Source organism: Streptomyces sp. AV19 (assembly GCF_015999245.1).
GTDB lineage: Bacteria > Actinomycetota > Actinomycetes > Streptomycetales > Streptomycetaceae > Streptomyces.
In genome coordinates, this window is the sequence record NZ_JAEAMR010000018.1 from 1 (window position 1) to 14,740 (window position 14,740).

4 protein-coding genes are annotated in these 14,740 nt (G+C 75.8%); 3 read left to right on the plus strand and 1 reads right to left on the minus strand.

Features of this window, described 5'->3' with window-relative positions:
* Positions 1–370: 370 nt before the first annotated feature.
* Positions 371–1,195 (plus strand): AraC family transcriptional regulator, encoded by an 825-nt coding sequence (locus I5Q34_RS25495; RefSeq protein ID WP_199894764.1) that lies wholly within the window; start codon positions 371–373, stop codon positions 1,193–1,195.
* A 48-nt stretch (positions 1,196–1,243) separates the two neighbouring features.
* On the opposite strand, the gene I5Q34_RS25500 is transcribed toward I5Q34_RS25495, so the two are convergent.
* The gene (locus I5Q34_RS25500) at positions 1,244–2,692 is read right to left on the minus strand and encodes an amidase (RefSeq protein WP_199894765.1); all 1,449 of its coding nucleotides are present in this window, start codon (positions 2,690–2,692) and stop codon (positions 1,244–1,246) included.
* Positions 2,693–3,481: 789 nt separating this feature from the next.
* On the opposite strand from I5Q34_RS25500, the gene I5Q34_RS25505 reads away from it, so the two are divergent.
* On the plus strand, positions 3,482–5,506 hold the full coding sequence (locus I5Q34_RS25505; protein WP_199894766.1) for an AMP-binding protein: 2,025 nt from the start codon (positions 3,482–3,484) through the stop codon (positions 5,504–5,506).
* Positions 5,503–14,532, plus strand: a complete 9,030-nt coding sequence (locus tag I5Q34_RS25510; protein WP_199894767.1) for a non-ribosomal peptide synthetase — start codon at positions 5,503–5,505, stop codon at positions 14,530–14,532. Before I5Q34_RS25505 ends, I5Q34_RS25510 begins: the two co-directional genes overlap by 4 nt.
* Positions 14,533–14,740: the final 208 nt, after the last annotated feature.

The window sequence follows — 14,740 nt, forward strand, 5'->3', positions numbered from 1 at the left end:
GGGGGGGGCGGGGGGCGCCGGCCGGGGCCGGCCCCCCCCGGGGGGGGCCCCCCCCCCCCCCCCCCGCCCCCGGGGCCCGGGGGGGGGCCCCCGGACTCCCGGGCCTCCGTCGAGCAGGCCCGCCGCACCGGAGTGCCGCTCGCCGGAGGCCCGCGGGCCTGACCCGGGAGGTGCCGGCCGATGAGGAGACCTCGGTCCCGGCACCTCCTCCGGTGCCCCCGCTCTCGACACCCCGTCCCCCGTACGGGGTGTCGAGATGCCATCCTGACGCGACGCCGGCCCCCAACGCTTGTAACCTCTTGCTCATTCGCTTTCGGCCCTGGCAAGCGTTTACTTAATTTTGGCGCATCAGCTGCGTACAGTGGCAGGTGTGGCACTGGAACGGCACAGTCATCTGAGCACGGACGACGTCTTCGTGGCGGACGTGCGGTGCGGCGATCCGCCTCACGGCTGGAGCGAGGTGCGCCCGGCCGCGGTCTTCGGGCTGCTGCTGGTCAGACGCGGGGTGGTGCGCGGACGCATCGAAGGCGTCGAGCAGTTGCTGGACCCGACGACCGTCTTCGTGGAGCGGCTGGGCAGCGAGCGGCAGTTCGCGCACCCGTGCTGCGGCGTCGCCTACACCGAGATCGTGCTGTCCGAGCCGAGCATGGCCGAGGTCCTGGGCGGCGACCCCGTCGTGCCCGAGGGGTCGGCGTACACGAGCACCCAAGTCGACGTGATGCACCGGCTGTTACTGGCCCGGATCCGCGCCGGGGACGGCGACCCCTTCGAACTCGCCGAGCGCACCGTCGAACTCGTCAGCACCGTCTTCGGGCAACTGGCCCCGGCCCGGGTGGCCAGCGGCCAGCCGACCACGGCCGCCGCCCGCAAACAGGTGGTGGACGACACCCGGGAAGTCCTGGGCAAGGACCCGCTCATCGGGCTCGAAGGGCTGAGCAGGGCGGTGGGTTGCTCGCCCCACCACCTCAGCCGGGTCTTCTCCGCCATCACCGGTACGACCCTCACCCACTACCGCAACCGGCTGCGCGTCGCCGGCGCCATGGACCGGCTCAGCGAGGGCGAGACCGATCTGCGCCTGCTGGCCAACGACCTCGGCTTCACCGACCAGGCCCACATGACGCACGTCGTGCGCAAGACCGCCGGGCTTCCCCCGGGCCGGCTGCGCTCCCTGCTCGGGACGGGCGCCGGCCGGTAGGCGGGGCACCGGGAGGGGCGGGGCACCGGCCCCGCCCCTCCCGGCGGTTCAGGCGGCGTCCGCGCCCGCCCACACCTCGGGTACGCGCCCGGACCACGGGCGCGCCCGCTCCAGCTGGCCGGCCAGCCGGAAGAGGACGTCGTCCTGCCCGTAGCCGGCGGCGAACTGCATGCCGACCGGCAGCCCGGTCACCGGGTCCGACTCCAGGGGGACGGACATGGCCGGCGTCCCCGCGATGTTGAACACCGCCGCGAACGGCGCCCGGTCGAAGAGCCGGTCCAGCCAGCCGGGGGCGTCCAGTTGCTCGATGCCGTCGTCGTACGAGCCGAGCGGCAGCGGGAGTTCGGGCAGCGTCGGGGTCAACAGGACGTCGTAGTCGGAGAAGTGCCGGCCCAGGCTGCGGGAGACCTTGTTGCGCAAGGCGAAGGCGTTGACCAGGTCCTCCGCGGTCATCCGCCGGCCGTAGGCGTAGCAGGCCAGGAGCACGGGTTCGAGGGTGCCGGCGTCGACGGTCCGGCCGAGGGCGGCGGCCAGGTCGTTCGCCATCGCGGTCAGGTGCGCGCACCACAGGCGGGCATTGCCGACGACGAACTCCTCCCAGCTCGCCCCGAGTTCGACCGTCGCCTCCTCCACCCGGTGGCCCAGCCGCTCCAGCAGCGCCACCGTGCGGGCGACGGCGTCCGCGACGGGCGCCGTCGTGGCGCGCCCGCCCCAGGGGCGGGTGAGGACGCCGATGCGCAGGGAGCCCGGGTGGCGGGACACCTCGTCGAGGTACGGGCGGACGGGCCGCGGGGCGACGTAGGCGTCGCCGGCCTCCGGGCCCTGGATCCGGTCGAGCAGCGCCGCGCTGTCGCGCACGGTGCGGCTGACGCTGCCGTGCACGGCCAGGCCGCTGTACGCCTCGTCCACGTCGGGGCCCGGGGAGACCCGGGCGCGGGTCGACTTGAGCCCGAACAGGCCGTTGTACGCGGCCGGTACGCGGATCGAGCCGCCGGCGTCGGTGGCGTGGGCGACCGGGACGATCCCGGCGGCGACGGCCGCCGCGGCGCCCCCGCTGGAGCCGCCCGCGCTGCGGGTGGTGTCCCAGGGGTTGAGGGTGGCTCCGTGGAGGACCGGCTCGGTGGTGAGGCTGAAACCCATCTCCGGCGAGGAGGTGCGGCCGAACGTCACCAGGCCGGCCCGGCGGAAGCGCCGCATCAGGGACGAGTCGGCGCGGGCGGGGACGCCGGCGGCGAGGCGGCTGCCGAGCTCGGCCCGCTTGCCCGCCATGGTGACGCCCAGGTCCTTGATGAGGAACGGCACTCCGGCCAGCGGCGTGCTGCCCGGGACGGGCACGTCCTCGCCCGGCCAGGTCTCGACGACGGCGTTGATCCGCGGGTTGACCGCGTCCGCCGCGGCGAGTGCCGCCTGTTCCAGTTCCGGGGGGCTCACCTCCCCGCGGGCGACCAGGTCGGCCAGGCCGACCGCATCGAAGCTCACGTACTCGGACCGTTTCATGACGCCCCCGTTGTCCTGGAGTTCCGTGTGGTGGGATCGGTATCGCACGGAATTCGGGGTGCCACAAGAAGTTGGCAGGATGATGCAGGGGAAAAGGAATTTGAAGCATCATCAAAATCGCCGGAAGAAGGCGGTCCGAATTACCCGTGCGCGGCGGTGACTTCGAGGAACGGGCGGAATTGGTAATTCATTTCGCGGTGTGTCGCAAGGGAATCCGACCGGTCGGTCCCGGTTGTGGGGGCAGGGGTGGCGGCTTCCGGCGGTGATCGGAGCAGGGGATTCCGGGAGGGCGTTCATGCGAGTTTGCCGGTGCCCGCCGCGGTGTTCCGGCGGCGGAATCCGCGGAGCGCGGACGAGGGGAGCGCCGGCGTCCGGCGGTGGGCATTCCGGTGTCGGGAGAAAAGGGGAAGCGGGGCCGGATCGCCGGGATTTCCGGTCCGGGGCGTCGCGTCGCCCGCGCCTGGCCGGAATGAGCGGTGAACGGTGGGTACTTCCTCACCTTCCGTACGGTTCTTCCGGTTTGTGCGGAGTGTGGGCGACGTCAATTGGCCATTGACACGGTTTGCCGCCTCAACAATGATCGATGTGTCGCACACGTGATCCGTGCGAGCAAGGAAGTGAGTGCGCGTCATGAACAGTTGAGGCGGTGGCGAACCGACGCCCGCCGATGACGACGCCGCCGCTGCCGCCGCGCGTGAGTCCGGCCTTCCGGCGCGCCCGCCCCTCCCGCCGAGCACCCCGTCGTCACCCGCACCACACGAAAGTCCCCCGCCGAGGGAAGGGCGAGCTTTGCCGGCCGATCCAGCGTTCCACCACTCCGCCCCCGAGCCGGCGGCCGACCGTACCGCGCAGCCCGCGGGCCTGGTCGGGCGCTTCGCCGTGCAGGTCCGCGAACGCCCCACGGCGCCCGCGCTCGTGTACGGCGACGAGTGGCTCGACTACGCCACGCTGGACCGGCACGCCAACCGGCTGGCCCACGCCCTGATCGCCCGCGGCGTCGCCCGCGGCCGGCTCGTCGGCCTGCACGCGGGCCGCTCGGCCGCGCTCGTCGTCGGCATCCTGGGCATCCTCAAGGCCGGGGCCGCCTACCTCCCGCTCGACCCCGCCCCGCCCGGCGCGCGGCCGGCGGACACGGCCGGGGACGCCGCGCCGGCCCTGGTGCTCAGCGACGCCTGCGAGCCGCCCGCCGGCTGGGTCCCGCTGTCCGCCGTCGCGGCCGAGGGCGCCTGTGAGGCGGACCCCGGCATCGAGGCGGACCCGGACGACCTCGCGTGCGTCATCCACACCTCGGGCTCCGCCGGCCGCCCCGAGAGCGTCATGGTCACCCACCGCGGCATCCTCGACCTGCTCGACGACTGGACCGCCCGCTTCGGCACCACGCCCGGCGAGGCGATGGCCATGTGGCCCGGCACCGGCTCCGACGCCTCGGTGCGGGAGCTCCTGCTGCCGCCCACCACCGGGGGCGTCCTGCACCTGGTGCCCGACGGGGTGCGCGACGACCCCCGGGCGCTGGCCGACTGGATGCGCGTCCACCACGTCGTCCGGATCCTGCTGCCCCCGGCCCACGTCCGCCGGCTCGCCGAGGCGCCCGGGGAACACCTGGCCGGACTGGCCCTGCGCCACCTGCTGACCGGCCGGGAGCCGCTGCCCGAGGACACCCTGCACCGCCTGGAGCGCGCCCTGCCCGGACTGCGCGTCCTCAACGGCTACTCGCCCACCGGGACGGCCCTGTACTGCACCGTCCACCTCGGCCCCCGGCCGCGCCGTGCCCCCGTCGACACCCGGGTTCATGTGCTCGACGAGCGGCTCCGGCCGGTGCCCGCCGGGGTGACGGGCGAGCTCTACGTGGGCGGCGCGGGCCTGGCCCGCGGCTACCTGGGGCGGCCGGGGCTCACCGCGACGCGCTTCGTGGCCGACCCCGCCGCGCCGGGGGAGCGGATGTACCGCACCGGCGACCTGGTCCGGCGGCTGCCCGACGGGAGCGTGCGGTTCGTCGGCCGCGGCGACGACCGGGCCGGGACGCTCGGCTTCCGCGGCGGACCCGGCGAGGCCGGGGACCCCGGCGGGCTCCCGCGCCGGGAGGCCCCCTCCGGCCCGGGCGGCAGCCTCATCACCTTCCGCGACGGCGAAGGCCGGGGCCAAGTGGTCTGCGTCCACCCGGCCGACGGCACCGTCTTTCGCTACCTCTCCCTGGCCGAGGCCCTGCCCGGCGGTTACGGCGTCCACGGCATCCGGTCGCCCGGCATCAACCCGGGGGAGGAGCTCCCGCCCACGGTGGAGGCCATGGCCGAGGCGTACCTGCGCCTCGTCGAGCCGCTGCCCGACGGGCCGTTGGTGCTCACCGGGCTCTCCCGCGGCGGCCTGGTCGCCCACGAGATGGGCCGCCGCCTGGCCGAGGAGGGCCGCACGGACCTGAGCGTGGTTCTCCTCGACGCCCCGGCGACCGGCGACGAGGACGGGCGCACGGACGTCGAACTCCGCGACAAGGGCGACCGGTTGGACGGTACGCCCCCGCCCTCCGTGCCCATGAACACCGACAAGGCCCGGGAACCCGCGACCGCGGCCCGGCTGGTGCTCGTGCAGGCTGTGGGCACCGGCGGGGACACCCCGCTCCTGCGCGGCATCCGGGACCACTGGCACCGCCGTGCCGGGAACGGACTCGTCGTCGAACCCGTCCCCTGCGCCCCGCGGGACATGCTCGGGAGCGAGCACGTCCGGCAAGTCGCCGCCCGCATCGAGGCCGAACTCACCTTCCTGGCCGACCGGTCCGGCCACCCGAACGACAACCCGGCCGCCGGGTTGGAGGCACGTTGAACACCGCACCCACCACCCTCGCCACGGCCGTCCTCGACCAGGCCCGCCGCACACCCGGAGCGACCGCCGTCCGCGACGGCGACCACAGCCTCGACTACGCCGCCCTCGACGCGGCCTCCGCCGCCGTCGCCCGCGCCCTGCGCCACCGGGGCGTCCGCCCCGGCCAGGCCGTGGCCGTGTGCCTGCCCCGCTCCCGGCACCTGGTCTGCGCCATGCTCGGCATCCTGCGGCTCGGCGCCGTCGTCGTCCCGCTCGACGCCCAGAGCCCGCCCGACCGCCGCGCCCACATCCTGGCCGACGCGGGCTGCACGGCCCTGCTCCACGACGGCACGCCGCCCGCCGAACTGCCCGGTGACATCGCGTCGTCGGCCGTCCCCGAGCTGATCGCGGCCGGGAGCGCGGACGACGCCCCGCTCCCGGAACCCGCTCGCGCCGACGTCTCCTTCGTCTTCTACACCTCCGGAACCACCGGCCGCCCCAAGGGCGTCGAGGTCCGCGACGTCGGCATCCTGCGCCTGGCCCGGCCGGGCCGGCTGCGCCCCGGCCCGCCGGCCCGCCACGCCTGCCTGTCCAACCCGGCGTTCGACGCCATCAGCTTCGAGGTCTGGGTGCCGCTGCTGACCGGCGGCTGCTGCGTCGTCCTCGGCGACGAGGACGCCCGGACGCCCGACCGGCTGGCCGCCGCGCTGCGACGCGAGCGCGTCGACACCGTCTTCATCACCGTCGCCCTCTTCAACGCGGTCGTCGACCAGGTGCCGGACTGCTTCGCCGACGCCGGCCAGGTGCTCATCGGAGGCGAACAGCTCAACGCCCCGGTCGTCCGCGCCTGGTACCGCCACAACGCCGGTGCCGCCACTCAGCTGTACAACGTCTACGGCCCCACCGAGGCCACCACCTTCGCCCTGATCCACCCCATCCCCCGCGACTTCGACGGCGACGTGGTGCCCATCGGGCGCGAACTGCCCGGCACCGAGGCGCTGTTGGTCGCCGACGGCGAGCGGGCCGCCGCCCCCGGCGAACTCGCCGAACTCCACCTCGCCGGCGAGGCGCTCGCCGCCGGCTACCGCAACCTGCCCGAGGAGACCGGACGCCGCTTCGTCCACCTGCCCTGGCACGACGGCGGCGACCGGCGCTGGTACCGCACCGGCGACCTCGTACGCCTGGACGCCGCCGGGCAGGTCGTCCACGTCGGACGCGCCGACCGGCAGGTCAAGGTCCGCGGCTTCCGCATCGAACCCGGCGAGCTCGAACGGCAGATCCTCACCCACCCCGCCGTCCGCCGGGCCCACGTCCGCGCCCACCGCGACGAGACGCACGGCGTCAACGAACTGGTGGCGTACGTCGTCCTCGGCGCAGACCTCGACCACGCGGAGTACGAGCGCCACCTGGCCGCCACCCTGCCCTCCTACATGCGCCCGCACCGCACCCACCTGGTCGGGGAACTGCCGCTCACCGCCAACGGCAAGGTCGACCAGAAGGCGCTGCTCGCCCGCGCCGGCGAACCCTGGCGGCCCGACGGCGCCGGCGGCCCGGCCGCCACCGACCTCCAGCGCGACCTGCTCGCCCTCGCCGGCGAGATCCTCGGCGGCGTCCGGCCCGGGCTCGGCGACCGCTGGATCGCCTGCGGCGGCGACTCGCTCAAGGCCCTGCGCCTGCGCTTCGAGGTGCGCCGCCGCTGGGGCCGCGACCTGCCCCACCACCTCGTCCTGGCAGCCGACTTCGCCCGCCTGGCCGAGGAGATCGAGACGGGCCGCGACGCCTCCGTCCACCCGCCGGTGCCCGCCCCCACGGGCGCCCGCACCGCGCCCGCCACCTCCGAGCAGCAGCGCCTCTGGCTCCTGCAGCAGCGCGCCCCGCACTCCCGCGCCTACAACGTCGGCCAGCCCTTCCGCATCGACGGCACCGTGGACACCGCCGCGCTGCGCGAGGCCCTCCGCCGGCTCGTGGCGCGCCACGCGGCGCTGCGCACCGGCTTCACGACCGGCCCCGAGGGCCTGCTCCAGACCGTCGGAGACCCCTACGACCCGTGGACGGGGGCCGAACCGGAGGACGGCGACTGGCGCGGGACCGCCGGGCGCTTCTTCGCCGAACCCTTCGACCTGGCGCGACCCCGGATGCTGCGCGCCCGCTGGCTGGAATCCCCCGACGGCGGCGGCCACCTGCTGCTGCACCTGCACCACATCGCCGTCGACGGCTGGTCGTTGAGTGTGCTGTTCCGTGAACTGTCCGCGGAATACGCGGCGTCGGTGAACGGCGACGAGGCGCCGGAGCACGCCCCCGCGCCGCCCACCCCGCTCGACCACGCGGCCTGGCAGCACGCCTGGTCCGGCCAACCCGCGTATGCGGAGCAACGCGCCGCGCTGCGCGACCACTTCGCCGGAGCCGGCGAACCGGACGCCCCTCTGGAGCCCGCCCGCCCCGGGGCCGGGCCCGAAGGGCGGCTGCTGCACGTCCCGCTCGACGCCGGCCTGCGCGTCACCCTCGACCGGCTCGGTGCCGAACTCGGCCTCACCCGCTTCCAGTTGCTGCTGGGCGTCTTCGCCTGGAGCCTGTACGGCGTCACCGGCCGCACCCGGCCGCGCGTCGCCGCCCCCGTGGCGGGACGGCCCGTGCGGGAATTCGAGGACAGCGTCGGCATGTTCGCCAACACCGTGCTGCTCCCGCTCGACCTGCGGCCCGACGAGGACCTGCGCGCCCAGTTGCTGCGCCTGGCCGACGGCACCCGCACGGTCCTGGACCGGCAGGACGTGGCGCTCGCCGACGTCCTCGCCGACCGCGCGTTCCCCGCCGGACGGACGCCGTTCGACGTCCTGTTCGTCCTGGAGAACACCGACTTCGCCGCCCTCGCCCTGCCCGGCTGCCGCACCCGCCCCGCCTGGCTCGCCCCGGCCGAGGCCAAGTGCCCGCTGACGCTCTCGGTGATCGAGCACGAGGACGGCCTCGACTGCCTGTGGGAGTACGCCGCCGACCACTTCGCGGCGGCCGACGCCGAGGCCCTGGCCGCCCTGTTCCGGCAGGGACTGGACCGCCTCGCCGACGGCGGCACCGCCACCCTGGCCGAGCTCGTCGCCCCCCACCGGGCCGCCCTGCCCGACCACGGCCGCGGCGCACCGGTGGAGCCCGCCTTCACCACCGTCGCCGAAGGCTTCGCCCGCCAGGTCCGGGCCACCCCCGACGCCCCGGCCGTCGCCTGGGACGACCGCACCCTCACCTACGCCGAACTCGACGCCCACGCCGCCGCGTTGGCCGACGGCATCAGCGTCCTCACGGCGGACGGCGGCGGCCCGCGCCGCGTCGCCCTGCTCCTGGAGCCCTCGCCCGAGCACGTGGTGGCCCTGCTCGCCCTGGCCCGGCTCAACCTCACGATCGTGCCACTCGACCCCGCCTACCCCCCGGCCCTGCTGCGGCAGATCCTCGACCGGGCCCGGCCGCTGTGCGTCCTGCTGCCCCCGGACGGCGCGGGCGTGCCCGAGGGTGAGGTCGTCCCCGACGGGCTGCCGCGCCACCGCGTCGTCCTCCCCGACGACCCGGCCCCCGCCCCCGGCTTCGTCCCGCACGACGCCACCGAGCCGCTCTACCTGCTGTTCACCTCCGGCTCCACCGGCACCCCCAAGGGCGTCCAGGTGCCCGACCGCACCCTGTGCGACCTGCTGCACTGGCAGACCGCGGACGGCGGTCTGGCGCCCGGCGCGGTCACCCAGCAGTTCTCCGCGCTCTCCTTCGACGTCTCCTTCCAGGAGATCTTCTCCACGCTGTGCGGCGGCGGCCGCCTCCACCTGGCCCGGCCCGGCTGGCGGCAGGACGCGCCCGCGCTCCTGGAACAGCTCGACACGGCCGGGATCGAACGGCTCCACCTGCCCTACGTCGCCCTGCAACTGCTCGCCGAGCACGCCGTGCGCATCGGCGCGTACCCCGCGAGGCTGCGCGAAGTGGTCACCGCGGGCGAGCAGTTGGTGTGTACCGACGCCATCCGCCGCTGGTTCGCCGGCCTGCCCGGGGCGCGGCTGTTCAACCACTACGGGCCGACCGAGACCCACGTCGTCAGCGGCCTGTGCCTGGACGGCGACCCGGCAGGCTGGCCGGAACGCCCGGCCATCGGCCGGCCCGCCGCCGGGGCCCACCTGCGCGTCGTCGACGGCACCGGACAGCCCGTCCCGCCCGGCTGCCCCGGCGACCTGATCGTCGGCGGACCCATGGCCGCACCCTGCTACGCGGACGACGAGGAGCTCAACCGCGCCCGGTTCACCGAACTCCCCGGCCTCGGGCTCTTCTACCGCACCGGCGACCGGGCCCGCTTCGGCCACGACGGGCTGCTGCACTTCCTCGGCCGCGACGACCAGCAGGTCAAACTCAGCGGCCACCGGCTGGAACTGGGCCAGATCGAGGCCGCCCTGCTGCGCCACCCCGCGATCGTCAACGCCGTGGTCGTCCTCGACGACGGCCTGCTGACCGCCTGCCTGGAATGCCCGGACACCGTTCCCGGAGCGGGTGAACTGGCCGCGCACCTGGCCGAGTTGCTCCCCGGTCACGTCCGCGTCGCCCGCTTCCGCCGCGTCGACGCCCTGCCGCTGACCCCCAGCGGCAAGCTCGACCGGCGGCGCGCCCCGGCCGCACCCGGCGAGGACCTGCGCCCGGACACCGCCGCGCCCGCCCTCACACCGCGCGAGGCGCGGCTGGCCGAGCTGTTCGCGGCGGTGACCGGCCGGCCCGTCGGCCCCGACGAGCGCTTCTTCGACGCGGGCGCCACCAGCCTGGACCTGATGCGCTTCCACCTGCGCTGTACCACCGAACTCGGCCTGGACATCGCCATACCCGACCTGTTCGAGCACGTCACCATCCGCCGCCTCGCCGCCTTCGCCGACCGGGGCTCCGCCCCCGAGCCGTCGGCCCCGGCCGTCGCGGCCGGACCGGCCGACGAGCCGATCGCCGTCGTCGGCATGGCCGTACGGCTGCCCGGCGCCGACGACCTCGCCGCCTTCTGGTCCCTCGTGGAATCCGGCGGCCGCGGCATCGAGCACTTCGACGCCGCCGACGGCCTGGTCGGCGCCCGCAGCCGGATGTCCGGCCTGCTCGCCTTCGACCCCGAGCACTTCGGCATCAGCCGCCACGAGGCCCGGCTCATGGACCCGCAGCAACGCCACCTGCTGATGACCTGCGTCCAGGCCCTGGCCCACGCCGGCATCGCCGACCCGGCCGGACGCCGCGTCGGACTGGTCGCCAGCTGCGGCGAGAACACCTACTTCCAGTCCATGCTGCGCGAGGCCGACCCGGACCGGCTGCCGGACTCCTTCCAGATGGCCCTCCACCACGACAAGGACTTCCTCGCCACCAAGGCCGCCTTCCACCTCGGCCTGACCGGACCGGCGTTCACCGTCCAGGCCGCCTGCGCCAGCTCCCTGGTGGCCGTCCACGTCGGCGCCGGACTGCTGCGCCAGGGCGACGCCGACGTCGTGCTCGCCGGCGGCGTCCTCGTCGACACCCTGCTGGGCGACGGCTACCGGTACCGGCCGCAGCACATCTTCTCCAAGGACGGCCACTGCCGGCCCTTCAGCGACGACGCCAGCGGCACCATCGGCGCCAGCGGCGTCGGCGCGGTCGTCCTCAAACCGCTGCGCCTGGCCCGGCGCGACGGCGACACCGTCTACGCCGTCGTCACCGGCTCGGCCCTCAACAACGACGGCGCCGGAAAGGCCGGTTACAGCGCGCCCTCCCTCGCCGGACAGCGCGAGGTCATCCGCACCGCGCTGCGCCGCAGCGGCCGCACCGCCGCCGACCTCGGCTACGTCGAGGCCCACGGCACCGGCACCCAGCTCGGCGACCCGGTCGAAGTCGCCGCCCTGCGCCAGGCGTTCGGCCCCGACACGCCCGGCGACTGCGCCCTGGCGTCGGTCAAGAGCCAGATCGGCCACCTGGGCGCGGCGGCGGGCGTCGTCGGCATGGTGCGGGCCGCCCTCGCCGTCCACCACGGCGTCGTCCCGCCCAACGTCGGCTTCCACCGGCTCAACCCCCGCATCGAAGCAGGGCCGTTCACCATCCCGGCCGAAGCCCGGCCCTGGCCGGCCGGCCGCCCCCGGGTGGCCGCGGTGAGCAGCTTCGGCATCGGCGGCACCAACGCCCACCTGGTGCTGGAGGCCGGGACGGAGCGTGCTGTCGCCGACGCGGCGGCCGTGCCCTGCCTGACCCTGTCGAGCAGCAGCGAACAGGCCCTGCGCACCGACGCCGCCCGCATCGCCGACTACCTGACCGCCCGCCCCGAGACGTACGGACAGGTGCTGCGGCACCTCCAGGCCGGGCGCCCGGCACGGCGCCGGCGCGCCGCCGCCGTGTGCGCCGACGCCGCCGCGGCGGTGGCCTGGCTGCGCGCGGTCGCCGGGACCGAGGTGACCCCGGTCGGGGAGGAGGTCGCGGCGGAGGGACGCACCGCCGCGGAGCTGGCGGCCGCCTTCACGGCCGGCCGCGCCGTCCGCTGGCCCGCCGGGCCCGCCCAGGCCCCGTGGGACTTCCCGCCGCCCGCCTTCGACCTGGCCGACTACGACTTCGAACGGGCCGCCCCGGAAAGGCAGTCGGACGATCGCCCCGAGCGGCTGCCCGAGACCGACTGGCTCCACCAGCCGCAGTGGGTACGGCTGCACCGCGCCGGCACCGGCGTCGTACGGCGGCCCGGGGTGCTCGTCGTCCTGACGGACGGGCCGCTGCCGGAGGCGGCCCTGCGCCCGCTGACGTCCGTGTGGGAACGGGTGGTGCGGGTCACCGCGGCGGACGCCTTCGCCCGGGTGGACGACGACGTCTACCGGGCCGACCCCGCCGACGCCCCGTCGCTCCGCCGCCTGCTCGACGCCGTCGCCGGGGACGGCGCCGTCGACTGGCTGCACGCCCTGCCCCTCGCCGTGACCGGCGCCGTCGGCGAGGAATCGGCCGAACGTGCCCGATGGGCCTGCCTCGACACCCCGGCCGCGCTGCTCCGCGCCGTGACCGGCACACCGCTCGCCGCCCGGCTGCGGCCGTGGTGGCTGTCGTACGGCGCCCAGCCCGTCGAAGGCGCCGTCCACCGGCCCGAACTCGCCCTGCTGGCGGGCGCCGCCGAGATCGCGCCGCAGGAGTGCGCCGTCGACGGCCGCTGGCTGGACCTGCCCGGCGCCGACCCGGCCGACTGGGCGGCCCGCCTCCCGGACCTGCTCGCCCGGGCCGACGCCGAGGAGGAACTGCCCCGGCGGCTGGCGCTGCGCCGGGGCTTCTGGTGGCGGCAGGCCCTGCTGCCGGTCGCCGTACCGGCCGCGACCGCCCCGTCCGCGCTGCCGGAGGGCCCGGCCGTCCACGTCGTCCTCGGCGGCACCGGCGGCATCGGATCCAGCGTCGCCGCCTGGCTGCTGGAGCACTCCGACTGCCGCGTCGTCCTGCTCGCGCGCCGTCCCCGGCTGCCGGACGAGCTGGCTCCGTGGGCGGACCGCGTCGCCCTCGTCCCGGCCGACCTCGCCGAGGACGACCTCGACGCGCTCATGGACCGGATCGCCCGGCACGCCCCGCGCGTCGACGGCGTGGTGCACGCGGCGGGCGTGGCGGCCGGCTCTCTGGTCGCCCGGCGCGACGCGGCCGCGATGCGCGGGGCCACGGCCGCCAAGGTGCGCGGTGCCCTGCTCGTCGAGCGGATCGTCGAACGCCACGCGCCGGCCTTCGCGGCGTACTGCTCCTCGATGGCGGCGCTCTTCGGCGGCATCGGGCAGCTCGACTACGCCGCCGCGAACGGCCTGTTGGACGGCTTCGCCCTGTACGGCGACGGCGGGACGACGGTGCGCGTCGGTATCGACTGGGACATCTGGAGCGAGACCGGCATGGCCCTCGGGGCGCTGGAGACCGACGCCCGCCACCGGGCGCACCTGGCCGTCGGCCTGGCGACCAAGGAGGGCCGGCGTCTGTTCGGGCGCGCGCTGCAGCTGCAACTGCCGCAGGTGCTGGTCTCCACGACGGACATCGGGCGGGCCCGGGAGTTCTACGCGGGGTCCGCCGGGCGGACGGCCGAGGCGGCGGACGTCGTCGCGGACGCCGCCGGGCAGCTCACGCAGTGGCTCTGCCACTGGCTGGAGCTGGACGAGCTCGACCCGGCCGCCTCGCTCTACGACCTGGGCGCGGACTCGCTGACGATGATCGACCTGATCAGCACGGTGGAGGAGCGGTTCGGGGTCGAGCTGGAGCTGTCGCAGCTGAGCCACCGGGTGAGTCTGGAGGAGGTGCTGTCGCTGCTGTCCGGGTTGTCCGGTTCATCCGGGCGGGACGACGCCGCCGACGACGGTCCGGTGTCCGTCGAGGTCTGGCAGCGGGGCACCGGGCGCGACGTCCTGTGCCTGGTCCACCCGGTCGGTGGCGACATCCAGGCGTACCGGACGCTGGTCTCGGAGCTCGGCCCGGACCTGACCGTCTGCCTGATCGCCGACCCGGCGCTCTCCCGGCCCGGCCTGCCCGCCTGGACGCTCGCCGAGCGGGCACGCCACTACGAGGCGGCACTGGAGGCCCGCTTCCCGCACGGCGGTCGGCGCCGCCGGCTGGCCGGCTGGTCCTTCGGCGCGTGGGTGGCGCTGGGAATGGCCGCCGAGGCGGAACGCGCGGGCCGTCCCGCGGCCGGACTCCACCTCATCGACCCGCCGCCGCCGGGCGCGGGACGGCTCTTCCGCTCGTACGACGACGAACAGCTCGAAGCGGTCTTCGCGCACGAGCTGAGCCAGGGTGGCGACGGCGGCGGCCGGGAGGCGGCCGCCTACGCCGAGCGCCTGGCCCACTGCTGCCGGGCCAACCTGGCCGCGATGGCGGAACACGAGCTGCCTCGCCTGGCCGGGACACCGAGCCGGCTGTGGCTGGCGGGACGCCCGGTGTCCGGCCTTCCGGCGCCGGTGCCGGTGGAGGAGCAGCGGGCGCTGTGGGAACGGCAGTTGCCGGGTCTGCGGGGGGTGCGGTGTCTGGACACGACGCATTACGGCGTGGTGCGGGAGCCGCATGTGCGGGTGGTGGCGGAGGCGGTGAACGGGGAGGTGTGAGCGCCGGGGGGAGCGGGGTGGGGGATTGTGCCCCGGCCCCGCCCTCTCACCGTCTCTTCCGGGGCTCCGCCCCTCGGCCCGGACCGCCCTCCGGGCGGTGGCGGGGGCTCCGCCCCCTGCACCCCGGGCCCGCGCTCCCTCGGACGGCCCCCCCCGGGGAGGGGGACCGCCTCCGCCCCCTGCACCTCGGGCCCGCGCTCCCTCGGAC

Excerpts from the sequence above, each read along its gene's own strand:
- I5Q34_RS25500 (WP_199894765.1), bottom strand. The coding sequence starts at position 2,692 with ATGAAACGGTCCGAGTACGTGAGCTTCGATGCGGTCGGCCTGGCCGAC.